At 70.5% G+C, this 26,538-nt stretch carries 16 protein-coding genes and 3 pseudogenes; 7 read left to right on the forward strand and 12 right to left on the reverse strand.

What is annotated here, in order from left to right; genetic code table 11:
* Positions 1-5 precede the first annotated feature (5 nt).
* The 3 genes from Phou_RS48510 to Phou_RS48520 all read right to left on the reverse strand — a co-directional run bounded on the left by Phou_RS48510 (position 6) and on the right by Phou_RS48520 (position 3,347).
* Positions 6-1,046, reverse strand: a complete 1,041-nt coding sequence (locus Phou_RS48510; RefSeq protein WP_173071257.1) for a LacI family DNA-binding transcriptional regulator — start codon at positions 1,044-1,046, stop codon at positions 6-8.
* A gap of 43 nt (positions 1,047-1,089) precedes the next feature.
* Positions 1,090-2,022 carry a carbohydrate-binding protein gene (locus Phou_RS48515; RefSeq protein ID WP_173071259.1) on the reverse strand — a complete coding sequence of 311 codons (933 nt, stop codon included), beginning with the start codon at positions 2,020-2,022 and terminating at the stop codon, positions 1,090-1,092.
* A gap of 65 nt (positions 2,023-2,087) precedes the next feature.
* Positions 2,088-3,347, reverse strand: a complete 1,260-nt coding sequence (locus Phou_RS48520; protein WP_218579633.1) for an acyl-CoA dehydrogenase family protein — start codon at positions 3,345-3,347, stop codon at positions 2,088-2,090.
* Between the two features lie 221 nt (positions 3,348-3,568).
* On the opposite strand from Phou_RS48520, the gene Phou_RS48525 reads away from it, so the two are divergent.
* A complete protein-coding gene (locus tag Phou_RS48525) occupies positions 3,569-5,773 on the forward strand; it encodes a peroxidase family protein (RefSeq protein WP_246274754.1) in 2,205 nt (734 codons plus the stop codon).
* On the opposite strand, the gene Phou_RS48530 is transcribed toward Phou_RS48525, so the two are convergent.
* From Phou_RS48530 to Phou_RS48545, 4 genes are all read right to left on the reverse strand, one after another.
* Entirely contained in the window at positions 5,774-6,229 is a 456-nt protein-coding gene (locus Phou_RS48530) for a DUF6232 family protein (protein ID WP_173071263.1), read from the reverse strand.
* Between the two features lie 76 nt (positions 6,230-6,305).
* Positions 6,306-9,977 (reverse strand): ATP-dependent RNA helicase HrpA, encoded by a 3,672-nt coding sequence (gene hrpA / locus Phou_RS48535; RefSeq protein WP_173071265.1) that lies wholly within the window; start codon positions 9,975-9,977, stop codon positions 6,306-6,308.
* A gap of 97 nt (positions 9,978-10,074) precedes the next feature.
* Positions 10,075-10,494 (reverse strand): DoxX family protein, encoded by a 420-nt coding sequence (locus tag Phou_RS48540; RefSeq protein ID WP_173071267.1) that lies wholly within the window; start codon positions 10,492-10,494, stop codon positions 10,075-10,077.
* A 285-nt stretch (positions 10,495-10,779) separates the two neighbouring features.
* A complete protein-coding gene (locus Phou_RS48545; RefSeq protein WP_218579634.1) occupies positions 10,780-11,520 on the reverse strand; it encodes an SAM-dependent methyltransferase in 741 nt (246 codons plus the stop codon).
* Positions 11,521-11,703: 183 nt separating this feature from the next.
* Here Phou_RS48545 and Phou_RS48550 point away from each other — a divergent pair, with 183 nt between their 5' ends.
* The 4 genes and pseudogenes from Phou_RS48550 to Phou_RS51970 all read left to right on the forward strand — a co-directional run bounded on the left by Phou_RS48550 (position 11,704) and on the right by Phou_RS51970 (position 15,307).
* Positions 11,704-12,963, forward strand: coding sequence for an ABC transporter substrate-binding protein (locus tag Phou_RS48550; RefSeq protein WP_173071269.1), 1,260 nt, complete (start codon positions 11,704-11,706; stop codon positions 12,961-12,963).
* 238 nt (positions 12,964-13,201) lie between these two features.
* Positions 13,202-13,813, forward strand: a pseudogene (locus tag Phou_RS54155) (carbohydrate ABC transporter permease); the annotation flags it as partial.
* A gap of 103 nt (positions 13,814-13,916) precedes the next feature.
* The gene (locus Phou_RS51965; RefSeq protein WP_218579635.1) at positions 13,917-14,747 is read left to right on the forward strand and encodes a carbohydrate ABC transporter permease; all 831 of its coding nucleotides are present in this window, start codon (positions 13,917-13,919) and stop codon (positions 14,745-14,747) included.
* Positions 14,744-15,307, forward strand: a complete 564-nt coding sequence (locus Phou_RS51970) for a hypothetical protein (RefSeq protein ID WP_218579660.1) — start codon at positions 14,744-14,746, stop codon at positions 15,305-15,307. Before Phou_RS51965 ends, Phou_RS51970 begins: the two co-directional genes overlap by 4 nt.
* On the opposite strand, the gene recQ is transcribed toward Phou_RS51970, so the two are convergent.
* Positions 15,287-17,134 carry a DNA helicase RecQ gene (recQ, locus tag Phou_RS48560; RefSeq protein WP_173071274.1) on the reverse strand — a complete coding sequence of 616 codons (1,848 nt, stop codon included), beginning with the start codon at positions 17,132-17,134 and terminating at the stop codon, positions 15,287-15,289. The two genes, Phou_RS51970 and recQ, sit on opposite strands and share 21 nt — an antisense overlap.
* Positions 17,135-17,165: 31 nt before the next feature.
* A complete protein-coding gene (locus Phou_RS48565) occupies positions 17,166-17,504 on the reverse strand; it encodes a DUF5655 domain-containing protein (protein WP_246274756.1) in 339 nt (112 codons plus the stop codon).
* A gap of 177 nt (positions 17,505-17,681) precedes the next feature.
* Between Phou_RS48565 and Phou_RS48570 the strand changes: the two are divergent.
* A pseudogene (locus tag Phou_RS48570) lies at positions 17,682-20,773 on the forward strand (M14 family metallopeptidase).
* 81 nt (positions 20,774-20,854) lie between these two features.
* Here the strand turns inward: Phou_RS48570 and Phou_RS48575 are convergent.
* Entirely contained in the window at positions 20,855-22,054 is a 1,200-nt protein-coding gene (locus tag Phou_RS48575; RefSeq protein WP_173071278.1) for an amidohydrolase family protein, read from the reverse strand.
* A gap of 74 nt (positions 22,055-22,128) precedes the next feature.
* Between Phou_RS48575 and Phou_RS48580 the strand changes: the two genes are divergently transcribed.
* Positions 22,129-22,626, forward strand: a complete 498-nt coding sequence (locus Phou_RS48580) for a MarR family winged helix-turn-helix transcriptional regulator (protein WP_173071280.1) — start codon at positions 22,129-22,131, stop codon at positions 22,624-22,626.
* 381 nt (positions 22,627-23,007) lie between these two features.
* Here the strand turns inward: Phou_RS48580 and Phou_RS48585 are convergent.
* Both Phou_RS48585 and Phou_RS48590 read right to left on the reverse strand, forming a co-directional pair.
* A pseudogene (locus tag Phou_RS48585) lies at positions 23,008-25,526 on the reverse strand (DEAD/DEAH box helicase).
* Positions 25,527-25,547: 21 nt separating this feature from the next.
* Positions 25,548-26,516: a TrmB family transcriptional regulator gene (locus Phou_RS48590; protein WP_173071284.1), complete on the reverse strand. Its 969-nt coding sequence runs from the start codon at positions 26,514-26,516 to the stop codon at positions 25,548-25,550.
* Positions 26,517-26,538: the final 22 nt, after the last annotated feature.

Raw genomic sequence — 26,538 nt, forward strand, 5'->3', positions numbered from 1 at the left:
TTTCACTACCTCCCGGGGGTGGGGTGGGTACCGCAGCTGCGGCGGACCGTGAGCTGCGTGGGAAGGACCTGGCTGCGCACCGCGAGGCGCGAGCGCGGCCGGTCCGAGGCTCGCTCGGTGATGCGGTCGTGCAGCCAGCGCGCCGCGGTGGCACCCAGCTCCCGCATCGGTTGGCGGACGGTGGTCAGCCCGGCGAACCGGGCCGCCATCACGTCGTCCCAGCCGGTGACCGCGAGGTCGTCCGGCACGTTCAGGCCGGCGTCGGTCGCCGCCGTGTGCACGCCGAGGGCCACCTCGTCGTTGGCGCAGACCACGGCCTGCGGCGGGGTGCGCCGCCGCAGCAGTGCCTCGGCCGCGGTACGGCCGGCCTCGATGTCGAAAGAGCAGCGCACGGGGGCCGGCACGGCCACGCCCGCGGCACGCAGCCCGGCGGCGAAGCCGGCGTACCGGCCGGCGACGTCGGGGGAGTCGTCCGGGTCGCCGACGAAGGCGAACCGCCGGTGGCCGTGTGCGAGCAGGTGCTCGGCCAGCTCGCGCGCGCTGCGCTCGTTGTCGGTGCGGATGGTGTCCACTGTGGAGACGGGGTCGCGGGCGACCAGCACGAGCGGCGGCCCGCTCGCGGCGATGCGCTCCACGACGTCGTCGCCGACGGTACGGCCCATGACGACCATGCCGTCGACCCGGTTGGCGAGCTCCAGCACCTGCGCCGCCGCGTCCCGCCGGCCGTGCGTGGCCAGGATCAGCACGCTGCGGCCGAGGTCTGCGGCGACCTCCTCGTAGCCGAGGACGACCTCGGCGTAGTACGGGCCGACGAGGTCGGGGAACACGATGCCGTTGGCCGCGTGCTGCCCCTCCGCGAGGGAACGCCCCAGGCGGCTCGGCGTGAACCCGAGCTCCTCGACGGCGGCGAGCACGCGGGCGCGGGTCTCGGGCGTGACGAGATTGGAGTCCCGCATCGTCCGCGACACGGTCGCGATGGAGACACCGGCCCGCTGCGCCACCTCGTAAATGGTGACCCCGGTGCGCCGCTTTGAAAGCGCTTTCATCGCCACGCGTCGGCCAGTACCCCGGGTCAACGGGTGTCAAACCTCAGCCGAGAAGATTTATCCGGTCCAGCCTCGGCGCCCAGCCGTCCGGGTTGCTGAAGGTCAGGTTGTTCCGGCCGCCGACGAGCGAGATCGTGAACGTCCGCGACGCGACGACGTCCCAGCCGCCGCTCGACGGGAACGACAGCTTGAAATGCGTCTCGGTGTTGATCGAGAGGATCGCGAACCGGTCCTCGCCGCTGACGTAGTCGACGGTCAGCGCGTACCGGTTGGTGGCGGGCACGTCCACCTCGGTGAACGAGACGAGCCCCGCCCGCCGGTCCGGCCCGCTGCCGATGTTGCGGACGATCCGGCCACCGGAGGCCGCGCGCAGCGACAGCACCTCGGCGCCGCCGATCAGCGCGGCGTCCTCCGCTTCGTAGGAGCGGGTGAACGGCCCGGGTGCCGCCGGCGCCTTCTTCGCCCGGGACGGGGTCGGCGACGGGGCGGCCGCCCCGATCTCCTGGTCCCCGCTCGGCGGCGGCTCCTGTGGCGGCGCGGTCGGCAACGCCAGCCCTTGCCCGCCAGCCGGCGGCCTGCCGCCGTCGGGGGAAAGCATGGCCACCGCCGCGACCGCGAGCGCCAGCAGCCCGACCGCCGCCAGCCCGAGCCACGCCCGCTGGCGTGCCTGGCCGGGCGCGACCAGCTCGCCGAAGCGGAGCCGTCCCGCGTGGACGTACCGTCCGACCCCCGCCACCACGTCCACGCCGGCGCTGGCGGCCCGCCTGCGTGGACGTGGCGGTGGCACCGGTGCGGACACCGGCGCGTCGAGGTCGACCGCCGGCGCCTCGTAAGCCGCGGGCGACTCCGGCGCCGCGTGCGCCGGACCCGCGCGCCGTCTCCGCGCCGGTGCCGTCCCCTGACCGGCCCCGATACGAGCGGGCGGCAGCCATCCACCGACCCGCAGCCGGTCCATACCCTCGCGATCCGCAGTCATATCCGCACCTCGCCTGGTCCCCAAAGGTCAGATACGGTGCGCGGCGATTATCGGATCAAATCGCGTCAGGTATAAATTCCCGGCGGCGGATCCCAGCCGGACAGGACGTTGGCGCCGATCTCGATGTGCTTCCAGTCCACCGGGTCGTGGAGTGCCAGCGTGCGGGCATCCCGCCAGTACCTGTCGAACCCGGTGCCGGTGCGCGTCGCGCTGGTCCCCATCAGGGCAAACGCATCGGTCGACGCGGCCAGCGCCGCCTTGGTGGCGGCCGACTTCGCCGCGAAGATCGGCACGGCCAGCTCGGTCCGGCTGATCTCACCCCGCTCGAACGCGTCCAGCAGGTCACCCGCCGACATCGTCAGCGCGTACGCCGCCGCGAGGCCCGCGGCCAGCTCGCCCGCCAGCCGCCGCACGACCGGGTCCTCGGCGGCACTGTCCACACCGGCCGGCGGCCACGGCCGGGCCCGCGACGCGACGAAAGGTGCGGCCGCGCTCAGCGCGCCGATCCCGATCCCGACGAGTACCGCGGCGAACCCGGCCTGGTAGCGCAGTGAGTTCTGCGGCAGTGGGGCGCGGCCGGGCAGGCTCGCCCGCAGCGCCGGATCGGTGCGAACTTGGCGGAACGTCACCGTCCCCGAGTCGGTGGCGCGCTGGCCGAGCATGTCCCAGTCGCGGTGGACCGTGACCCCGGCGGCGTCGCGCGGCACGAGGTTGAGCTGGAGCCCGAGAAGGAAGTCCTCCGCCACGCCCTCAGCCGCCGGGTTGAACGCCCACACCGCGATCAGGTCCGCCTCGGCCGCGCCGGTCGTGTAGATCTTCTCGCCGTCCACAGTGAACCCGCCGTCGGGGTGGGGCGTGGCGATCGTGCGCCACGGGTCGTCCACCTTGCGGCCCGACTCCGCGACCGCCAGGCCGAGGATCGCACCGTCGCGGATCCGCGCGGACAGCAGCGGCCGCAGCTCGTCCGGACAGTAGACGAATATCTCCCGGGTCAGCTCGTCGTGCACCTTGAAGATCTGCGCGACCGACGAGTCGGCGGCGGCGATCCGCACCTGTGCCTCCAGCGACGCGCGATGGGAAGCGCCGAGCCCGCCCCAGTCCTCCGGGAGTCCACTCTGGAGGATGCCGCTGCGCTTGAGCGCGGCCACCGACTCCGAGGGGTACCGCCCGGCGGCATCAGCCGCGGCGGCGGCCGGCGCGACGTCGGCGTCGAGGACCTCCTGCAGCGCGGCCAGCGCCGCGAGCTCGTCTGGCCGGAAGTGCGCGCCCGTGGGCGCGGGGATCGCCGCGCCGAGCAGGCCGCGGAGCGTCTTGGCGGTGGTCACGCCGCCCAACCCTACCCGTGTTGATCGCGGCGGTTTCGAAGCTTCGACAACCCCCAAGGGTTTCGCGTTTTTTGAATCTATTGACTTGGAAATTGGGGAGGATCACTCTTCCGACCAGACACGGGGTTTCATCCGGGGAGGAAATGATGCGGAAGAGACCTTATCTTCGCGCGCCCATATTTGTTGGGCTGGTCGTCCTTACCACCGTCGCGGCTCCGGTCGTGACCCCGTTCGCCGCGGCGGACGTGTCCACATTGGCCGTACCGTTCGCGGTACAGAGCCTCGACGGTTCCGGCAACAACGTGGCCAACCCCACGTGGGGGCAGGCCAACCAGCCGTACTCGCGGGTCGCCGCCGCCCGGTACGCGGACGGGCGCAGCCAGCCCGTGAGCGGCCCGAACTCCCGTTACATCAGCAACCGCGTATTCAACGACGTGGCCCAGAATGTGTTCTCCGAACGCCAGGTAACGGCCTGGGGATGGACCTGGGGTCAGATTCTCGACCACACCTTCGGGCTCCGTCTGGGACGGGCGCCCGGCGATCCGGCAGGGGAGACGGCAAACATTCCCTTCAATGCCAACGACCCGCTGGAAGAGTTTGAGAACACGCTCGGATTCATTCCGTTCGTACGCTCCGATCCGGCTCCCGGCACCGGCGTGACAAACCCCCGCCAGCAGGTGAACACCAACCCGTCGTACATCAACGGCTTCCCGATCTACGGCGGCACCAGCGCGCGGCTGGACTGGCTGCGCGAAGGCTCGAACGACGGAAACCCCGCCAACAACAACGCCCGCCTGCTGATGCAGGGCAACTACCTGCCGCGCGCGAACGCACGGGGCAGCGCGTCGACCGCACCGCCGATGGAGGTCGACGGGATCCTGCGGGCAAACCCGGCCAGCGCGATGGTCGCCGGCGACGTACGCGCCAACGAGAACCTGTTCCTGACCGCGACGCACACGCTCCTGGCCCGCGAGCACAACCGGATCGTCGGCCTGCTGCCGGCGTCGCTGTCCGAAGAGGACAGGTTCCAGATCGCGCGGCGGGTGGTGATGGCCGAGCAGCAGTACATCACGTACACCGAGTGGCTGCCCGCGATGGGCATCAGCCTGCCCGCGTACTCCGGGTACAACCCGGGCATCAACACGGCGCTGTCCAACGAGTTCGCCACCGTCGGCTACCGCGTGCACAGCCAGATCCACGGCGAGATGGAGATCGCGACGGACGCGAGCCGGTACACGGCCGCCCAGCTCGCCGCGTTCGAGGCGCAGGGCATCGAGATCGTCCGGGAGGGCGACGAGGTCGAGCTGGTCATCCCGCTCAACCGCGGCTTCTTCAACCCCGCCCTTGTCCCGTCGATCGGGCTCGGCCCGCTGCTGCAGGCGATCGGTGGCGAGCCCCAGTACAAGAACGAGGAGATGATCGACAACCAGCTGCGCAGCGTGCTCTTCCAGATTCCGGTCTCCGGCAACCCGGAGTGCCTGGACGGCGAAGGGCTGCCGGAGTGCTTCGACGCGGTACTCGACCTCGGCGCGATCGACGTCGAGCGGGGCCGGGACCACGGCATGCCGACCTACAACCAGCTGCGCCAGGCGTACGGCCTGCCGGCCCGCACCTCGTTCACCCAGATCACCGGCGAGGCGAGTGCCGCCTTCCCGCCCGGTACCGGCGTCGACAACCCGGCCAGCCTCGGTTTCCCGCAGCTGTTCGACGTCTTCAACGCCGAGGTCGACCAGGCCGACGAGGACGCGGTGGAGGGCACGCCGGTGCGGTTCAACCGGGCCAGCCCGCTCGCCGCGCGGCTGCAGGGCATCTACGGCAGCGTGGACAGTGTGGACGCTTTCGTGGGCGCGCTGGCCGAGCCGCACGTGGCGGGCACTGAGTTCGGCGAGCTGCAGCGGGCCATCTGGACCCGCGAGTTCCAGCGGCTGCGCGACGGCGACCGCTTCTTCTACGCCAACGACCCCGCTCTGCAGTACATCCAGAGCACCTACGGCATCGACTACCGCCGCAACCTCGGCGACCTCATCGCGCTCAACAGCGACATCCCTCGCGCCGAGCTGCCGAAGAACGTGTTCTTCGCCGAGGGCGACGTGCCGCCGGCCGCATGCCGGGTCACGTACCGGCAGGAGAGTCAGTGGAGCACCGGTTTCCAGGTCACCATGTCCATCACCAACGCCGGCTCCACGCCGGTACCGGACGGGTGGACGCTGCGCTTCGTCTTCCCGAACGGGCAGCAGATCACCCAGCTCTGGAACGGACTCGTCGCTCAGGACGGGGCGCGCGTGCCGGTCACGAACGCCGGCTGGAACGGCACCCTCGGCCCCGGCCAGACACTCGGCGGTGTCGGGTTCAACGCGACCTGGAGCGGAGTCAACAACCGGCCGGCGGCGTTCTCCCTGAACACCACGGCCTGCACGACCGGGTGATCAGATCAGCTGGCCGCGGCGGCGGTGCTCGACGGCCCGGATCAGCGCCCTGCTGACCTGACCGAACTCCTGCCCGTCACCTGTCTCGAAAAGCAATGTGGGCCGACTCCCGTAGTCGGCCCACATCTGGTAGCTCGCCGGCCAGCGCCGGCAGCTGAACATCATGACCCCTAACGCTGCGGCCGCCGCGAGCGCGGCGATGACCCAGGCGAGCGGTGTGCTGAACACCAGCGCCACGGGTGCCGCGACCCCCATCACGGCGAGGCCCAGGTAAAGGGAGCTGCGGGCCGGGGAGGGCAGGGGCCCGCGGGCCCGCTCGAGGTGGTGCAGCTCGGCGATCATGAACCGGCTGCCGTGCACGACCAGCCACTTGTCGGTGACGGCGACGCCACGCTGGTGGTAGTAGGCGGTGAACCCGGGTGACCTGCCCGGACGGCTGAGGTGATCGACGCTCATGCTCTCACTATCAGGCGCCAGGAGTCGGATGGCAATAGAGCAATCTGCCACATGGCAGATTACACCCGCGCGAGAGCTACAAGCTGTCCATTGCGCGGTATATGCGCTGTTCCGAGATGGGATAAGCGGTGCCCAGCGCCTGCGCGAAGAGGTTGATCCGCAGCTCCTCGATCATCCAGCGGATCTCGTGGAGCGCGTCGCTCGGCGGCACCTCCCGCCGCAGCTGGGCGTACTCCCGCTGGATCTCCTCGATCACGCGGACCTGCTGCAGGTCGCGCTGGGGATTCTGCGGCAGCCGCTCCAGCCGGCGCTCGATCGCGGTCAGGTAGCGGACCAGATCGCCCATCCGCCGCTGGCCGGTCGCGGTGACGAAGCCGCGGTACACCAGCGCGGAGAGCTGGGCCCGCACATCGGCGAGCGAGGGCATGAGGTCGAGGCGCGTGGTCGTCTTGAGGCGCTGCTCCACCTGGTACGCGGCGGCGAGCACCCGCCGCACCTGGCCGAGCACCGTGACGAGCCCGTCCACGTACCCGCCGCGGACCGCGTCGCGGAGCTTCGCGAAGCCGTCCTCGTCCCACGCCGGGCCGCCGGCACCCGCCATCAGCTGGTCGACGACCGCGCCGGCCGCGTCGTCGAGCAGGTCGGCCACGCCCTGGTGCGGGTTGCGGCTGAGCGCCAGCTTGTCCTCGTTGGACAGCCGGCCCTGCATGACCTTCGCGGGGGAGGGCAGGCCGATGAGCAGCAGGCGGCGGGTGCCGGACCACATCGCGTACCGCTGCTCAGCCTCCGTCTCGAAGACGCCGACGCCGACCGCGTCGCCCTCGTCGACGAGCGCGGGGTACGCCGTGACCGCGTAACCGGCGCGCTCCTGCTGGACGGCGCGGGGCAGCGTGCCGACGTCCCACGCGCGCAGGCCGCGCCGGGTGATGCCGGGCGCCGCCGCGGTGACGGTCTCGCGCACCGTCTCCCGCAGCCGGTCCTGGAGCGCGGTGAGGTCCTTGCCCTCGGCGAGCATCGCCCCGCTCTCGTCCTCCACCCGAAACGTCATCCGCAGATGGTCGGGCACCTTCGAGATGTCCCACGCCTCGCGCGGCACCGGGGTACCGGTCATCCGCCGCAGCTCCCGCTCCAGCGCCTCCAGCAGCGGCCCGTCCGCGGCCATCCGGGAAAGCGCCGCGCGGGCGTAGTCGGGAACCGGTACGAAGTTGCGCCGCATCGGCTTGGGCAGCGAGCGGATCAGCGCCACGACAAGCTCTTCGCGCAGGCCCGGCACCTGGCGGTCGAAGCCCTCCGGGCGCAGCCGGGACAGCAGTGGGAGTGGAATGTGGACGGTGACGCCGTCGGCACCGGTGCCCGGCTCGAACTGGTACGTCAGCTTGAGCGCGAGCTCGCCCTGCCGCCACTCGTCGGGGTAGTCGGTCGCCTGCACGGTGCCGGCCCGCTCGTTGATGAGCATGGCCTTTTCGAACGTGAGAAGGTCGGGCTGGAGCTGCCGGGTCTTCTTCCACCAGCTGTCGAAGTGCCGCGCGGACACCACGTCGGCGGGCAGGCGCTGGTCGTAGAAGGCGAACAGCGTCTCGTCGTCGACAAGGATGTCCCGCCGGCGGGCCCGGTGCTCCAGCTCCTCGACCTCGTCGAGCAGCGCGCGGTTTTCCCGGAAGAACGCGTGGTGGGTCTCCCAGTCGCCCTCCACCAGCGCGTGCCGGATGAACAGCTCGCGGGCCAGCGGCGGGTCGATGCGGCCGAAGTTCACCTTGCGGCCGGTGACCAGCGGCACGCCGTACAGCGTGACCCGCTCGACAGCCATCACCGCGCCCTGTTTCTTCTCCCAGTGCGGCTCGCTGTAGCTGCGCTTGACGAGGTGGCCGGCGAGCCGCTCCACCCACTCCGGCTCGACCTTGGCGACGATGCGCGCCCACAGCCGCGAGGTCTCCACAAGCTCGGCGGCCATCACCCACTGCGGCTGCTTCTTGAAGAGGGCCGAGCCGGGGAAGATGCCGAACTTGGCGCCGCGCGCGCCCAGGTACTCGTGGCGCTGGGTGTTTTTCAAGCCGACGTGCGAGAGCAGTCCACTGAGGAGTGACAGGTGGACCCGCTGCCCGTCGGCCGGGGGCGCCTTGGGCGGTTTGACCGCCTGGCGCAGCTGCCCGTACAGGTCCTGCCACTCGCGCACCCGCAGGTAGTTGAGGAACTCGTTGCGGCACAAGCGGCGGAACTGGCTGGACGACAGCGCCTTCTGCTGCTCCTCGACGTACTTCCACAGGTTGAGGTACGCCAGGAAGTCCGACTCCTTGTCGACGAAGCGGGCGTGCTTTTCGTCGGCGGCCTGCTGGTGGTCGGTCGGCCGCTCGCGTGGGTCCTGGATGGACAGTGCGGCGGTGATGACCAGCACCTCGTGCACGCAGCCGTTGCGCTCGGCCTCCAGCACCATGCGGCCGAGCCGCGGGTCGACCGGCAGCTGGGCGAGGCGGCGGCCGAGCTTGGTGAGCCGCTCCCCGTCGAGCGCGCCGAGCTCGTGGAGCAGGTCGACGCCGTCCTTGATGTTGCGGCGGTCCGGCGGCTCCACGAAGGGGAACGCCGCCATGTCGCCCAGCCCCAGCGCGCGCATCTGCAGGATGACCGAGGCGAGGTTGGTGCGCAGGATCTCCGGGTCGGTGAACTCGGGGCGGCTCAGGAAGTCGTCCTCCGAGTACAGCCGGATGCAGATGCCGTCGGAGGTGCGGCCGGAGCGGCCCTTGCGCTGGTTGGCGGAGGCCTGGGAGACGGGCTCGATCGGCAGGCGCTGCACCTTGAGCCGGTGGCTGTACCGGGAGATGCGCGCGGTGCCCGGGTCCACCACGTACTTGATGCCGGGCACGGTGAGCGAGGTCTCCGCGACGTTGGTGGCGAGCACGACGCGGCGGCCGGTGTGCGACTGGAAGACGCGGTGCTGCTCGGCGTGGGAGAGGCGCGCGTAGAGGGGGAGGATCTCGGTGTGCCGCAGGTCGTGCTTGCGCAGGGCGTCGGTGGTCTCGCGGATCTCCCGCTCGCCGGAGAGGAAGACGAGGATGTCGCCCGGACCCTCGGCGACGAGCTCGTCGACCGCGTCGAGGATGGCCTGGATCGGGTCCTGCTCGTCCTCCGGCGGGCGGTAGCGGACCTCGACGGGGTACGTGCGGCCGGAGACCTCCACGATCGGGGCGTCGCCGAAGTGCTTCGAGAAGCGCTCCGGATCGATCGTGGCGGAGGTGATGATCACCTTCAGGTCGGGCCGCCGGGGCAGCAGCCGTTTGAGGTACCCGAGGATGAAGTCGATGTTGAGGCTGCGCTCGTGCGCCTCGTCGATGATCAGGGTGTCGTACTGCCGCAGCATCCGGTCGTGCTGGATCTCGGCGAGCAGGATGCCGTCCGTCATCAGCTTGACCAGTGTGCCGTCGCTCACCTTGTCCGAGAAGCGCACCTTGTATCCGACGGTGCTGCCCAGCGGCGTGTCCAGCTCCTCGGCGATCCGGTCCGCCACCGTCCGCGCCGCGATCCGCCGCGGCTGGGTGTGGCCGATCAACCCCTCGACACCCCGCCCCAGCTCAAGACAGATCTTGGGCAGCTGGGTGGTCTTGCCGGAGCCGGTCTCGCCGGCCACGATCACGACCTGGTGGTCGCGGATGGCCGCGAGGATCTCGTCTTTCTTCTGGCTGACCGGGAGTGCCTCGGGGTAGCTGATCTCCGGCACGCTCTCTCGGCGAGCGGCCAGCCGCAGGTCCCGATCCATGTCCCGACAAGTTTATCCCGCCTGGCCAGCGCATTTTCCTGGCGCGGCACGGGGCGGGTGCGGGCCGCCTGGGGAATGCGGTCCGCACCCGGCGCGGTCAGCTGATGTTGAAGAGGGGGCCGGTGATGGTGAGGCCGAGCTCGTCGCCGGCGAACGAGAACAGCGCGAAGAGCATGAGCGCCGCGCCGCCCAGTGCGATGTCCTTCTGGAACTGGATCATTTCAACCTGCCGCCCCTGCGGGTCGGACTCCTTCCAGAACGGGTGCATGAGCAGCGCGGTGGGAATCAGGAAGATGACCAGCAGCAGGGCGCCGAGGTCCGCCCAGATGCCGAGCAGGACCATCAGCCCGCCGGCGCCGATGATCAGGCCGCTGACCAACGTCGCGGCGAACGCCTGTGGCACGCCCTTGCTGGACGCGTAGCCGGCCATCGCCTTGGTCTGGGTCAGGTGGCCGACCGCCGACCCGATAAAGAGCGCCGAGAAGAGGATGCGACCAATGAGAACCAGTATGTCCATGCCTACCTCCATCAACGGAGACGACTGCGACGAATACTCTTGACCGATCAAGTATCCGCTCGTCAAGTACTTGGTTCAAGTGATGGCCGTCGTTGGATCGGTGTCCTGACCTGGTGGCCTCTTAGAGACATGTCGCGTTTGCGCACGCGCACAGCTAGTGACCTGGGCGGCGACGGGTTGCAGACTTTCGGACTGGCGCCCCCACAAAGGAGCAGCGGCCCTGTGCCGAAGGCAAAGCGGGTGGTCCTCGCGGTTACCGCCGCGGGGGCTCCCTAGCCGGCTCCCTTACCGGTCGGCTCGCGCGAGCACCAGGTACGCCATCCCGAGCAGGCCGCGGTAGACGCAGACGTACTCGCGGAGTCGGGCGTCGAGCTCGCAGCGGACCTCGGTCGCGCGTGCGCCGTCCGGGTGGTGCAGCAGCCACTCCTGCCGGCCGGCCAGCGCGGTGGACTCGAAGTCGTCCCATTCCCGCTGGTCAGCAGTGCTCAGGTGGAGGACCCGCCAACCGCGGGCGCGCACCCGCTCGACAAGCTCGGGCAGTGGCGTGATCTCCTCGCCGAGCAGCTCGGTCGCCTCGATCGTGGTCGGGCGCTCCCAGAACGCCTCGCCGAAAAGCAGGCGGCCGCCCGGCCGGACCAGTCGCGTGAGCCCGTCGAGGGCGGCGACTGTGCCGCCGAAGCCCTGCGCGGCACCCACGCACATGACCCGGTCGGCGGGGTCCTGCCAGGTCGCCGCCCCCTGCCGCGCGAACGTCACCCGCGCGTCGAGCCCGCGCTCCTTGGCCAGGGTGCGGGCGCGGTCGACGGACGGGCCGTCGGTGTCGACGCCGGTGCCGGTGGTGTGCGCCCCGCCGGCGTCCACCGCGCGGAGCAGCAGCTCGCCCCAGCCGCATCCGAGATCCAGCACGTGCGCGCCGTCCGGGACGGCGAACCGCTCGACGAGGAGGGCGCCGTGCGCCTCCGCGAGCGGGGTGTTCCACCGCATGCGGGCGTAGCGGACAGTGGCGAGATCATCGGTGACCGACACCTCGTTCAGTCTGCCAGGCTGGGCACCAGCGCGCTTTTAGTTGGGACTCCAGTCCAACATCACGCCGTTGTAACGTTTTAGGAGCCCCATTGACGTCGATGTAACGCGACCATAACCTGGGCCAGGCAAGCGCTTACCTGTGGGCGCACCTCACTCGGGCCTCGGAGGTCTCACATGGGCGTAATGAAACGGTTCACCACCGTTCTCGCCGCCGCGTCGCTTGTTTTCGCCGGCGCGGCTTGCGGCGGTGGCGACGAGGCGGAGTCGGGGCCGGTCACCCTGCGTTACTCGTGGTGGGGTAACGCCGACCGGGCCGCGCTGGTCCAAAAGGCGATCGACCTCTTCCAGACGAAAAACCCCAACATCAAGGTGACCCCGAGCTTCCAGGAGTTCGAGGCGTACTGGCAGAAGATGGCCACCGATACGGCCGGCGGCAACGCGCCGGACGTGCTCCAGATGGACTTCGCCTACCTGCGGGAGTACGCGGAACGCGGCGTGCTCTACGACCTCAAGAAGCAGGAGGGCAAAAACCTCGACACCGGCGACCTGCTCGAAGGGCTCAAGGGCGCAGGCGAGGTCGACGACGGGCTCTTCGCCGTGCCGGTCGCGGGCAACACGTGGGGCTACGTCTACAGCCCGGCCGCGTACGCCAAGGCCGGCGTGCCGGAGCCGAAGCTCGGCTGGACGTGGAACGACTACCGCACCGCGATGGAAAAGATCACGAAGAGCTCCGGCGGCAAGATGTACGGCGGCGGCAACTACATCGGCACGTACTACAACCTCGAGGTGCAGCTGCGCCAGGAGGGCAAGCTGCTCTACACCGAGGACGGCAAGCTCGGCTTCGACAAGCCGCGGCTGGCGAAGTTCTTCAACGAGGGCAAGCAGCTCGCCGACGCCAAGATCGTGCTGCCGGTCGAGAAGGGCGTGCAGATCAAGCCGAAGTTCGCGCTCGAGCTCGACCTGATCGCCGGCGACCTGGGCTGGGACAACTTCATGGCGCGGTACGCCGCCGCCACCAAGACCGAGCTCAAGCTCGGCCCGGTGCCCAGCGACAACCCGGCGCAGCTGGGGCAGTACCTCAAGCCCTCGATGCTGATGAGCGTCTCCGCGAAGTCGGACCACCCCGAGGAGAGCGCGAAGCTCATCGACTTCTTCATCAACGACCCCGAGGCGGGCGCGATCCTCGGCGCCAACCGCGGCATCCCGGCCACCAACGCCCAGCGTTCGGCGGTCAAGCTGGAGGGTCCGTTCGCGGCCGTCGCGGCGTACGAGGAGAGCATCAAGGGGCAGCTGGAGAAGGCGCCGCCCGCGCCGCCGAAGGGTGCCGGCACGATCGAGCAGGCGTTCATCCGGGTCTCCGAAGAGCTCCAGTACGGCCGGATCAGCGTGGATCAGGCGGTGGACCAGTTCTTCACCGAGGCCGCCGAGACACTCGAGTCGTAGCGGGATGGCAACAACGGCACCAACGCGCCGCAAGGTAGCCACAGGACAACCGGCGGGCCCGCGCACACGGGCCCGCCGGCCTGGCGACGGCCTCGCCGGCTACCTCTTCCTGTCGCCGTGGATCCTCGGCGTCCTGCTGCTGACCCTCGGCCCGATGATCACCTCGCTCTACCTCTCCTTCACCGACTACAGCCTCTTCACCTCGCCCGAGTGGGTCGGCCTCGACAACTACAAGCGGATGTTCGAGGACGCGCGGTGGCGGGGTTCGGTGCAGGTGACCGCCATCTACGTCGCGGTCGCCGTGCCGGTGAAGCTGGCCGCCGCGCTCGCCGTCGCGCTGCTGCTCAACAACAAGCGCAAGGGGCAGGGCTTCTACCGGGCGGCGTTCTACGGCCCGTCGCTGATCGGCGCGAGCGTGAGCCTGGCGATCGTGTGGAAGGCCCTCTTCACCGACGACGCGGTGGTGGACCGGGCGCTGCGCGCGGTGGGCATCAACACCGGCGGGTGGGCCGGCAACCCCGACTTCTCCCTGCTGATGCTGGTGCTGCTCGGCGCCTGGCAGCTGGGCGCGCCGATGGTCATCTTCCTGGCCGGCCTCAAGCAGGTGCCGGTGGAGCTGCACGAGGCGGCGCACGTCGACGGAGCGGGGCGGTGGCGGCGATTCCGCTCCATCACGCTGCCGATGATCTCGCCGGTGGTCTTCTTCAACCTGCTGCTGGAGACCATCAACGCGTTCCAGGTCTTCACGTCGGCGTACATCGTGGGCGGTCCCAACGGCTCGCCCGCCGGCACGACGCTCTTCTACACCATCTACCTGTACGACCGTGGCTTCTCCGACTTCCGCATGGGCTACGCCTCGGCGATGGCGTGGATGCTGCTGCTGGGTGTCGGGCTCATCACGCTGTTCCTGTTCCGCACGGCTCGCGGGTGGGTCTACTACTCGGGGACAAACGATGAAACTGTCCACTGTGGCGTGGCACGCCGGCGTGATCGCCGCTCTGGCGATCGTGCTGTACCCCATCGTGTGGGTCGTGGCCGCGACCTTCAAGCCGTCGGCCGACATCATCGGCAGCCTCAGCCTGCTGCCGACCGAGCCCACGACCGCCAACTACGAGCGGGCCGTCGAAGGCATCGCGAGCATCAGCATCGGCCGCTTCTTCTGGAACTCCACCCTCCTCGCCGTACTGTCCGTTGTGGGCACTGTCGCCTCGTCGGCGCTCGCCGGTTACGCGTTCGCGCGGCTGCGCTTTCGGGGGCGGGGCGCCATGTTCGCCCTGATGATCTCCACGCTCCTGCTCCCGTTCCACGTGTTGATCATTCCGCAGTACGCCGTCTTCCAGAAGCTCGACCTCATCGACACGTACGTGCCGCTGCTGATCGGCAAGTTTCTCGCCGCGGAGGCGTTCTTCGTCTTCCTGATGGTCCAGTTCATGCGGACGATCCCGCACGAGCTCGACGAGTCCGCGAAGATCGACGGCGCCGGGCACTGGGGCATCTTCTGGCACATCATCCTGCCGCTGGCCCGCCCGGCGCTGATCACCACCGCCATCTTCACGTTCATCTGGAGCTGGAACGACTTCTTCGGCCCGCTCATCTACCTCAGCACGCCGGACAAGTACCCGCTGCCGCTGGCCCTGCAGCTCTTCGTCGACGAGGCGTCCGGCTCCGACTTCGGCGCGCTGATGGCGATGTCCATGCTGGCGCTCGTGCCGGTCATCCTCTTCTTCCTGTTCTTCCAGCGCTTCCTGGTCGAGGGAGTCTCCACGTCGGGGCTGAAGGGATGAGGCGCTTCGTCCTGTTCGGAGAGTGCCTGCTGGCCGGGCTGCTCACGTTCGCGCTCGCGCTGCCGCTCGTCACGCTGCTGCCCGCGCTGGCGGCCGGCTGCGCGCACATCCGGGCCCATGTGGACGGTGAGACGACCTCGGTGCGTGCCTACTTCGCGCGCTTCGGCGACGCGTTCCCGGGAAGCGTCCCGTTTTCGCTCGCGGCGGTGGCGGCGTTCGCGGTGGTCACTGTGGACGGTCTGCTGCTGCGCTCCGCGGTGCCCGGCGGCGCCTTCGTCGCCGCATTCTGCGGCTTCGCGGCGGCGGCCCTGTCGGTGGTCCTTCTCCGCGCGGCGGCCACCTGGTCGCCCGGCAGCTCCTGGCGCCATCTGGTACGCGAGGCCGCGGCTCGCGCCGCCACGAGCGATCCGTCGGGATCCCTGCTCCTGGTGATGGCGCTCGCGCTGCTCGTGATCGTCACGTGGCAGCTGCTGCCACTGGCGGTGCCGATGGTTGGCTGCGTGCTGATGGCCGCCGTGGCGGTCGAACGCCGTTACGCGCTAATCCTGGCCAGCCGATAGCGTGTCGAGGATCTGCTGGCCGAACTTGGCCAGCTTGGCCTCGCCCACCCCGCTCACCGTGCTCAGCGCGGCGAGCGTCTTCGGCGACTCGGCGGCGATCTGGCGGAGTGTCGCGTCGTGGAAGATGACGTACGCCGGGACGCCCTGCTCCTTGGCTGTCGCGGCGCGCCACGCGCGGAGCCGCTCGAAGACCGGCGCGGCCTCGGGCGGCAGCTGGGTGGCGGCCGCGGCGCCCGCCCCGCCCCGCGACCGGGCCGCCTTCGCGGTGGCGACCCTTTCCGGCTCGCGGCGCAGCTTGACCTCGCGCTGCTTGCTCAGCACCGCCTTGCTCGCCTCGGTGAGCGCCAGCGTGCCGTAGTCACCCTCGACCGCGAGCAGCCCTTGGGCCAGCAGCTGGCGCACCACCGCGCGCCACTCGCTCTCGCTCAGCTCGGTGCCGATGCCGAAGACGGAGAGCTGGTCGTGGCGGTGCTGCGTGACCTTGTCGGTCTTTTTCCCCAGCAGGATGTCGATCGACTGCGTGGCGCCGAAGCGCTGGCCCCGCTCGCGGTGCAGGCGCAGCACCGTGGAGAGCAGCTTCTGCGCGGCGATCGTGCCGTCCCACGACTCCGGTGGCGCCAGGCAGGTGTCGCAGTTGCCGCAGGGGCCGCTCTGCTGCCCGAAATACGCCAGCAGCTGCACCCGCCGGCACTCGACGGTCTCGCACAGGGCGAGCATCGCGTCGAGGTGTGCGGCGAGGTTGCGCCGGTGGGCGAGGTCGCCTTCTGAGCCGTCGATCAGCTTGCGCTGCTGCACGACGTCCTGCAGCCCATACGCCAGCCAGGCGGTCGACGGGAGCCCGTCGCGGCCGGCCCGGCCGGTCTCCTGGTAGTAGCCCTCGACCGACTTCGGCAGGTCGAGGTGGGCCACGAAGCGCACGTCGGGCTTGTCGATGCCCATGCCGAACGCGATCGTCGCGACCATGACCAGCCCGTCTTCGCGCAGGAAGCGGGACTGGTTGGCCGCGCGGGTGCGCGCGTCGAGGCCGGCGTGGTACGGCAGGGCGGTGATGCCGTTTTCCACCAGGAACTCGGCGATCTTTTCCACCGAGGCGCGGGAGAGGCAGTAGACGATGCCGGCGTCGCCCGCGTGCTCCGTGCGCAGAAGGTGGAGCAGCTGCCTGCGGGGCTCGTTTTTGGGGACGATCCGGTACTGGATGTTGGGCCGGTCGAAGCTCGCCACGAAGTGGCGGGCGCCTTCGAGCTGGAGGCGCTTGGCGATCTCGGCGTGGGTGGCGGACGTGGCGGTGGCGGTGAGCGCGATGCGCGGCACGTTCGGCCACCGCTCGTGCAGCATCGACAGCGCCAGGTAGTCAGGGCGGAAGTCGTGGCCCCACTGCGACACGCAGTGTGCCTCGTCGATCGCGAAGAGCGCGATGTTTCCGCGGTCGAGCAGCCGCTGCACGCCGGGCGTGCCGAGCGCCTCGGGCGCCAGGTAGAGCAGGTCGAGGTCGCCGGCGAGGAAGCTCGCCTCGACCGCGCGGCGGGTGTCGAAGTCGAGCGTCGAGTTGAGGAAGTCGGCCCGCGCACCGAGCGCGCGCAGGGCGTCGACCTGGTCCTGCATGAGCGCGATGAGCGGGGAGATCACCACGGCGGTGCCCGCGCGGACCAGGGCAGGAATCTGGTAGCAGAGTGACTTGCCACCGCCGGTCGGCATGAGCACGAGCGCGTCGCCGCCCCCGCTCACGTGCTCGATGATCTCGCGCTGGTCGCCTCGGAAGGCGTCGTATCCGAAGACCCGGCGAAGGACGCCGAGCGCCTCGGTCTCAAGATCTAGGGCGGGAGCCACCCGGAGATTCTACGGCGGTCCGCCGCCCGGGTCAGGCCGCCGCGTCGTAAGCCTCGGCGAGCCATGCCCGTACGTCGTCGTCGACATCCTCCAGACGGGTGAGCTTCACGATGTTGGCGGTGCGGTCCGCCGAGATCCGCATCGTGCGGGAGATCCTGGGATGGTCGATGCGACGAGGTAGTTCGAGGTTGAGCGACAGGCACCGCGCCTTCGGCCGGACCTCGGCGAGCTTCCGCTCGCGTTTGAGGAAAACCCCAACCGTGACAGCGTCGGCGTGTACATCGCCCAAAGTGGACAGAAAATCGACCAGCGCGTCGTAGATTTCGCGATATGCCGGCGGCCAGGGTGCGAAGCACTCGTCGACGGTCATACCCGGAATGCACACATGCGACTGGTGAGTCCGCCCGAACTCGCGGTCACACCGTGGACAGATCCAACGGCTCATCGATCGTGATTTTAGCCGCGGCAGGGCCGAAGGGGTGATTGACACCTACCGCGTGTAACAGGAAGCTCACGCGTGGACGACCTTCAAAATAGAGGAGGCGCAATGAGGACAGCACGGTTGGCGACAGCCTGCGTGCTCACTCTGGTGGGTGCGCTGGCACCCGCCATACCAGCGCAAGCACAGGCGCCGTCGCGACCCGGCGGCCAGGACAAGCTGGAGGTGTACGTCGGGACGCTCACACCGCAACAGCTTGAGACCACCCGCTCTGCCGGCGTGGACCTCCACGAAGCGGCGGTTTCGACGGACAAGTCCGGCAACTCCGCAGTTGAGTTGGTGCTCAGTGGACACCAGGCGAGGAAGCTCGCGTCCAAGGGCGTGAAGCTTTCCCCGAAGAAGGTGGAGGGCAAGACGGCCTCGCAGGCGCTGCGCGAGCAGGCCGCCGAGGGTTGGTCCGCCTTCCGCTCATACAGCGAGCCCGGTGGCATCCGTGACGAGGTCACGTCGACCGCCGCCCGCTACCCCAAGATCGCTAAGCTGGTGACGGTCGGCAAGTCGCTCAACGGGCAGCCGATCCTCGCCGTCAAGGTGACCAAGGGCGCCAAGGCCCTGCCCGACGGCAAGCGCCCGTCGACCCTCTACATGGGCGCGCAGCACGCCCGTGAGTGGATCACGCCCGAGATGGTCCGCCGGCTGATGCACCACGTGCTCGGCTCGTACGGGACGGACGCCGAGATCACCAAGCTCGTCGACACCACCGAGCTGTGGTTCCTGCCCGTGGCCAACCCGGACGGGTACGACTACACGTTCACCGAGGGCAACCGGCTGTGGCGCAAAAACCTGCGCGACAACGACGGTGACGGCCAGATCACCACGCTCGACGGCGTCGACCTCAACCGCAACTTCGGGTACAAGTGGGGCTACGACAACGAGGGCTCCTCGACCGACATCGCGAGCGACACGTTCCGTGGCACCGGGCCCAACTCCGAGCCCGAGACGCAGGCGCTCGACCGCTTCTTCCGCAGGGTCGGCTTCGAGTTCCTCATCAACTACCACTCCGCCGCCGAGCTGCTGCTCTACGGCGTCGGGTGGCAGCAGGCCACGCCCACCCCGGACGACGAGATCTACAAGGCCATGGCCGGCGACGACGCCCACCCGGCGGTCCCCGGCTACGACCCGGACATCTCGGCCGAGCTCTACATCACCAACGGCGACACCGACACACACGCGACCGTCAAGTACGGCACGCTCGGCTTCACGCCCGAGATGTCGACCTGCACGACCGTGTCCGCCTCGGTGCCGGACGACGAGTGGGAGCCGGAGGAGTGCGTCAGCGACTTCATCTTCCCGGATGACGAGGAGCTGATCGCCACCGAGGTCGCGAAGAACATCCCGTTCGCGCTGGCGGTCGGCAAGTCGGCGGTGGACCCGGACGACCCGGTCTCGGTCGTCGGCCGCAGCACCCCCGACTTCGTGGTCGACAAGTTCGACGTCTCCAACGGCCGCACCCAGCCGGTCGCCACGATCGCCCGCCGGGCGCTCAAGGACGTCCACATGCACTACGTCATCAACGGCGCCCGCCCCAAGACGGTGGACGTACGGGAGTGGCGCGGTGGCGAGAAGTACGGCGACACGCACGACGACTACTACGCCGAGCTGCGCGGCAAGGTCACCGGTGCCAAGCCGGGTGACCGGGTCGAGGTGTGGTTCACCGGGCGCAAGGCGAAGAGCGGCGTGGTGGCCAGCGAGCACTTCACGTACACGGTCGGCGCCGACATCGGCGGCGACGTGCTCGTGCTCGCCGCGGAGGACGTGACCGGTCTCAGCCCGGTGCAGGGCGTGACCACCGCCAAGTACGCCGACGAACACGTCGCGGCGATCAACAAGGCGGGGTACTCGACCGACGTCTACGACTTCGACACCCAGGGCCGCAAGGCCCCCACCACCTCGGCGTGCTGTCGCACTACAAGGCGGTGGTCTGGGAGACCGGTGACGACGTCATCATGCGGTCCCAGGGGCAGGTGCCCGGCACCACCACGAGGTCGGCGCTGGAGACCGAGCTCAACGTCCGCGACTACCTGAACGAGGGCGGCAAGGTCCTCGTCGGCGGGCAGAACGCGCTGCTGGCACAGGGTGCCAACGGTGCGTACTTCTACAACCCCGCCGCGCCGCCCGAGTGCACCGACCCTGACGACGTGGCCTGCCTTCCGCTGGTGAACGACTTCCCGCAGTACTGGCTGGGTGCGCACACCTACGTCAGCGGCGGTGGCACGGCGCCGGACGGCACGCACTACCCGATCCAGGGCACCGGGCCGCTGGCCGGGTGGAATGGCACGCTCAACGCCGAGGGCTCGGCCGGCAACCAGGCGCACACCGCCTCGTTCCTGCCGACGTCCAGCTTCCTGCCGCCGGACGAGTTCCCGCAGTTCACCAGCGAGATCGCGGGTGACTGGCAGCGGCCGGGCGCGGCGCCGTTCGACCCGCTGACCGGCTCCTGGTACGTCTACAGTGGCCAGTCCGACCAGTCGTACAAGCGGCTGGCGCGCACGGTCGACCTGACCGGCGCGACAAGCGGCGAGCTGCGGTTCTGGACCTCGTACGACACCGAGGCGGAGTGGGACTTCCTCTTCGTCGAGGCGCACGAGGTCGGCACCGACGCGTGGACGACGCTGCCGGACGCCAACGGCCACACCGGCACCGAGACCGGCGAGAGCTGCGCCTCGGGCTGGGTGCCGCAGCTGCACCCGTTCCTCGCCCACTACCAGGGCGCGGACTGCTCGCCCACCGGCACGACCGGCACGTGGAACGCGGCCACCGGCCCGTCCGGCGGCTGGGTGGAGTGGTCGGTCGACCTGTCCGCGTACGCGGGCAAGCAGGTCGAGCTCTCCATCTCGTACGTGTCCGACTGGGCCACGCAGGGCCTGGGCGTCTTCATCGACGACGCGCGCGTCCTCGTAAACGGCGCTGCGGTCGCGGAGACCTCGTTCGAGACGGACCTGGGCGGCTGGACGGTTGCCGGCCCGGCGCCGGGCTCCGACCCCAACAGCGGCGACTGGACCCGCACCCAGACGGCGTTCGAGGAGGGCGGCATCGTCGTCACCCCGGACACCGTCTACACCGGGTTCGGGCTGGAGGGCCTCGCACCGGCGGTCCGTGACGACCTCGTGAAGCGGTCGCTGGACCACCTGCTCGGCTAGTCCCAGCTCCACAGTGGAATGACGAAGGGCCCGCGCGCACGGCGCGGGCCCTTTCGTCGCCGTCCCCTCGCGCGGATCACGTCAGCCGAGCACGCGGCGCGCCAGCTCGCGGCCGGCGCGGCGGAGGGCGGACAGGTCGTGGTCGAGCAGGCGGCCGGCGCGCTTGACGACGCGGCCGTCGACCAGCACGGTGTCCACGTCGGACGGCGTGGCGGCGACCACGGCAGCGGCGGCGCCGGGGCGGGGCAGGCCGCGAAGCAGGACGAGGTCGGCGTGCTTGCCCACGCAGACGGTGCCGACCAGGTGGTCGAGGCCGATCGCCCGCGCACTGTCCACTGTGGCGGCGGCGAGCACGCCCGCGGCGGGCGGCATCGCACCGGTGCGCAGGCGCTCGGTGCGGAGGGTGTCGCGGAGGGGCTCGAAGAGGTCGGCCGGCGCGTTGACGACCACGTCGGTGCCGAGGCCGGGGCGGGCTCCGGCGTCGTGGAGCCGGCCGTACGCCGAGGCGCCGTGTCCCATCGTGGCCTCGACCACCGGTGTCACGGTGACGCCGGCTCCGGTCCCGGCCAGCAGCTTCGCGTCGCCGGCGGTCACCGCGTTGAGGTGCACGAGGTGGACGTGGCGCTCGAGCAGGCCGGCGTCGTGCAGGGCGCGGACGGCGGGGCCGCCGGCGTGCATCGTGACCGGCAGGCCCAGGCCCCGCGAGGCATGGATCGCTCGCTCGGTTTCGCCGCGGTCCCCGTACTCGATGCCGAGGATGGCCAGGCCGGCGGAGACCGTGGCCGGACCGCGGGCGATGCGCCGCGCGAAGGCCTCGTGGTCCGGGTGGACGTGGCCGACGACGGCGCGGATGCCGGCGGCGGCGAAGGCGTCGCGGACGGCGTCGGTGTGCGCGGCGGTCGTGGTGGTGTTGCTCCAGTCGAAGACGGTGGTGATGCCCGCGTCGAGCGCTTCGGCGGCGCCGAGGCGGGTGGCCAGCTCGGCGTCGGCGGGCGTGTAGGCCGCGAGGATGGGGCCGAGCAGCGTGCCCAGGTAGTCGGGGAGCGTCATGTCGGCGCCGGTGCCGCGCAGGGGCGCCTGCCAGACGTGGCGGTGGCCGTCGACAAGGCCGGGCATGACGACCATGCCGGCGGCGTCGATGACCGTGGCTCCCGGCGGTGCGGACAGGCCGGGCGCGACCGCGGTGATCACGCCCCGCTCGACCAGCACGTCGCTCCCGGCCAGCTCGGGGCTGCCGTCGCCGGGCACCACATGGCCGGCGGCGATGAGGATCTCGGACATCTCTTACCTCCAGAGAAAGCTTTCTCAAAAGCTATGTTGAAAGCTTTCTCCACACAAGGCGATATCCTGATCTCGTGAGCAGGGACACCACCGACGTGATCGCGGCGGCCTGGGCGCGCGAGCTGCCCGGCGTCGTCGGCACCGAGCTGGAGCTGGCCAAACGCGCCGGGCGGCTCTCCGCGTTGCTGACCGAGCGCGTCGAGGCCGCACTTGGCCGGCTCGGCCTGACCAAGGGGGAGTACGAGATCCTCGCCGTGCTCCGCGCGGCTGGCGCCCCCTTCCGCCTCCGCCCGGCGGACCTGTCCCAGCGGCTGCTGCTCTCCTCCGGCGGCACCAGCAACCTGCTGCGCCGGCTCACCGCGGCCGAGCTCGTCGAGCGGGAGGAAAACCCCGCCGACGCGCGCAGCTCGTGGGTGCGCCTCACCCCGCGCGGCATCGAGACGGCCGAGGAGGCGGTGCGCGCGGCGACGGCGGCACAGGCGAGGCTGCTGGGCCAGGTGCCGGAGCAGACCACCCGCGCCGCGATCGACGCCCTCCGCGCGCTGCTGCTCGCGCTAGGCGACGCCGCCTGAGCCGGCCCCGGCGTCGGGGTGGGGCGCGATCGCGGTAGCCGTTCAGAAGATCGTGGTCGTTTTGCTGCCACTGCAGGGGCAGCTCGAGGCGGGAGAGCTCTCTACGTGGTGGTGCGGCCGCCGATCAAGGAATTCGGTGCGTCGATGCGCTCGTCGAAATCTCGAACGCCGCGTCCCGCGGCGAGCCCACCCCGGCGGACCGCAACGGGCGGAAGCTCACGCACAGCGGAGGGTGAGGCCGCGGGAACGCACCCCAAGAAAACGCTCCGCTGCGCTCCACGTTTCCCCGGGGCCCCGCGCAACGGTCCGGACCACGGCGGACATCGCGGCAGCTCACAGCCGTTTTGGGTTTGGGTTTTCGAAGAATGAGGACCCGACCCGCTAGCCGGCGGCGACCGACACGACGCGGACGGCGGCCGCGCCCAGCTCGTCGGACTCGGCCAGGTCGACCTCGGCCGTGATGGCCCAGTCGTGGTGGCCGGCCGGGTCGTCGATGATCTGGCGGACGGTCCAGCGGTCGCGCCCCTGATCGATCATGAGTAGCGCGGGGCCGCGGGCGTCGGGGCCAGTGCCGATGTCGGTGTGCTCGGCGAAGTACGGCTCGAGCGCCACCTCCCACGCCTCGGCGTCCCAGCCGGCCTCGGCGTCGAGGGCGCCCAGCTCGTCCCAGCGGCGCAGCGCCGCCAGCTCGACCCGGCGGAAGAGGGCGTTGCGCACCAGCACGCGGAAGGCGCGCGCGTTGCGGGTGACAGCCGGCGGGCGCTCGTCGACCGCGACCTCGGCGGCGACGCCGTCGGTACCGCCGCGCAGGCGCTCCCACTCGTCGAGGAGGCTGGAGTCGACCTGGCGTACCAGCTCGCCCAGCCACTCCACGAGGTCGATGAGCTCCTCGGTCTTGGCCTCGTCGGGCACCGTCTGGCGCAGCGCCTTGTACGCGTCCGCGAGGTAGCGCAGCACCAGCCCCTCGGAGCGGGACAGGCCGTAGAAGGCCACGTACTCGGTGAAGGTCATCGCCCGCTCGTACATGTCGCGGGCCACCGACTTCGGTGAGAGCTGGTAGTCGGCGACCCAGGGGTGGCCCTTGCGGTACGCCTCGTAGCCCACCTCCAGCAGCTCGGCCAGCGGCTTGGGGTGGGTCACCTCTTCGAGCAGGTCCATCCGCGCCTCGTACTCGATGCCGTCGGCCTTCATCGCGGCCACCGCCTCGCCGCGCGCCTTGAACTGCTGGGCGGAGAGCACCTGCCGCGGATCGTCCAAGATGGACTCGATGACGGAGAGCACGTCGAGGGGGTACGTGACGGAGTCGCGGTCGAGCAGCTCGATGGCGGCCAGCGCGAACGGCGACAGCGGCTGGTTGAGCGCGAAGTCGAACTGCAGGTCCACGGCCAGGCTGATCGGTGCCCGGGTGACGACGCCGGCGGCGAGCAACGCCCGGTACATGGCGATGGCGCGGCGGATGTGCCGGCGCTGCGTCGCGCGGTCGTCGTGGTTGTCGGTCAGCAGGTGCCGCATGGCGGCGAACGCGTCGACCGGCCCGCCCTCGCCGGTGCGGACCTTGCCGGGGCCGAAGCGGCCGATGACGTTGAGCAGCATCGAGTGGCTGACCGCGAAGCTCGACGTGAGCGGCTCCGGCTCGGCCTCGACCAGCCGGTCGAACGTCGGCTGCCCCCAGCCGATCGAGCCCTCCGGCGGCCTTTTGCGCACCACCTTGCGGCGCTTCTTCGGGTCGTCGCCGGCCTTGGCGAGCGCCTTCTCGTTTTCGATGACGTGCTCGGGCGCCTGCACCACGACGGTGCCCACCGTGTCGTAGCCGGCCCGGCCCGCGCGCCCCGCGATCTGGTGGAACTCGCGCGCTTTGAGCAGGCGGGTCTTGGTGCCGTCGTACTTGCTCAACGCGGTGAACAGCACTGTCCTGATTGGAACGTTGATGCCGACGCCGAGCGTGTCCGTCCCGCAGATCACCTTGAGCAGGCCGGCCTGGGCGAGCGTCTCCACGAGCCGGCGGTAGCGGGGAAGCATGCCGGCGTGGTGCACGCCGATGCCGTGGCGGACCAGCCGGGAGAGTGTCTTTCCGAAGCCCGCGGTAAACCGGAAGCTGCCGATCGCCGCGGCGATGGCGTCTTTCTCGCCGCGGGTGGCGAGGTTGACGCTCATCAGCGCCTGCGCCCGCTCCAGCGCGGCCGCCTGGGTGAAGTGGACGATGTATACCGGCGCCTGGTGGGTGGTGAGCAGCTCTTCGATGGTCTCGTGCAGCGGCGTCGTCACGTACGAGAAGAAGAGCGGGACCGGCCGCGCGGCCGAGCGGACGACGGCGGTGGTGCGGCCGGTGCGCCGGGTCAGGTCCTTTTCGAAGAACGAGACGTCGCCGAGCGTCGCGGACATCAGCACGAACTGGGCCTGCGGCAGCTCCAGCAGCGGCACCTGCCACGCCCAGCCCCGGTCGGGCTCGGCGTAGAAGTGGAACTCGTCCATCACGACCACGCCGACGTCCGCCTCGGCGCCCTCGCGGAGCGCGATGTTGGCGAGGATCTCCGCGGTGCAGCAGATGATCGGCGCGTCCTCGTTGACGCTGGCGTCGCCGGTGAGCATGCCGACGTTGTCAGCGCCGAAGGCGTCGCAGAGCGCGAAGAACTTTTCCGAGACCAGCGCCTTGATCGGCGCCGTGTAGAACGTGGTGCGGCCCGTGGCGAGCGCGGCGAAGTGCGCGCCCAGCGCGACGAGGCTCTTGCCCGAACCGGTGGGGGTGCTGAGGATCACGTTGGCGCCCGAGACGATCTCGATCAGCGCCTCTTCCTGGTGTGGGTAGAGGGCGAGCCCCTGGTCGGCGGCCCAGGCCGCGAACGCGTCAAAGGTGGCGTCGGGCCCCGGGTCGTCACGGGGATGAGGTCGGTGAGCGTCATAGCTCGTCAATGGTGCCAGGTTTACAGCCAACCGCGTTCGCGCGCCTGCCACCCGAGCTGGAGTCGTGACCGGGAGTGGGTGAGCTCCATCAGGTGCTGCACGCGGCGCACCACCGTGCGGCGGCTCACGCCCAGCCGCGCCGCGGCCGCCTCGTCGGTGAGCCCGGCCACCAGCAGCGACAGCAGCTGGCGGTCGGCGGCGGTGGGACCGTCGTCGGCGGTCGGCTCGTCGTCGTCGCCGAGCGCGAGCGGCGTGGCAACCGCCCAGATGGTCTCAAAGAGGGCGATCAGCGCGTCCAGCAGCCCGCACGGGTGCACCAGCAGGGCGGCGTCGTGGGCCGCCGTGGCGTACGCCAGGGGCAGCAGCGCCAGCTCCCGGTCGGCGATGGCCAGCTTGGTGGGCAGCGTCTCGACGAGCCGTGCCTGCTCGCCGGCCCGCAGGTGGGTGGCGGCCGCCGTGGTCATGCCGGGGTCGGCGAGGGCGGTGGCGTCGTACACCGCGCGGTAGCTCACGCCGGCGGCCTCGCGGTCGAGCTGCGTGCGGTTGACGCCGGTGGGCTTCGCGTACGGCGGGGCGACAAGCACCCGCATCTCCTTGCGGGCGGTGCGCTGCACCCGGTCGAACGCGCGCCCCACGGCCGCCCGGCCGGAGACGATCTCGATCAGCTCCTCGGTGCTCCGGCTGGCCACGAGGTGCTCGGCCTCGTCGGCGAGGCGGAGCGCGGCCTCGCGGGTGCGCTCCAGCTCCTCCATGCGGCGCCGCACGAGCTGCTCCACCGCGAGGTCGGGCGGCACCGGCACGACCCGCTCCTGCGGGGGCGGGGTGCGGTGCACGAGACCCTTGCGCTGCAGGCCCGCCACCGCCCGCCGGGCGCCCGCCGCCGTGAGGCCGATCCGATCGGCCAGCTGGGGGAGCGGGGCGCTGCCCTGGCGCACCAGTGACAGGTACGTGGACTCCTCCGCGGCGCTCAGCCCGGCGGCCTGGAGCACGGCACACATCCCTCGTTGACGC

Origin of the sequence: Phytohabitans houttuyneae (assembly GCF_011764425.1) — a bacterium.
GTDB lineage: Bacteria > Actinomycetota > Actinomycetes > Mycobacteriales > Micromonosporaceae > Phytohabitans > Phytohabitans houttuyneae.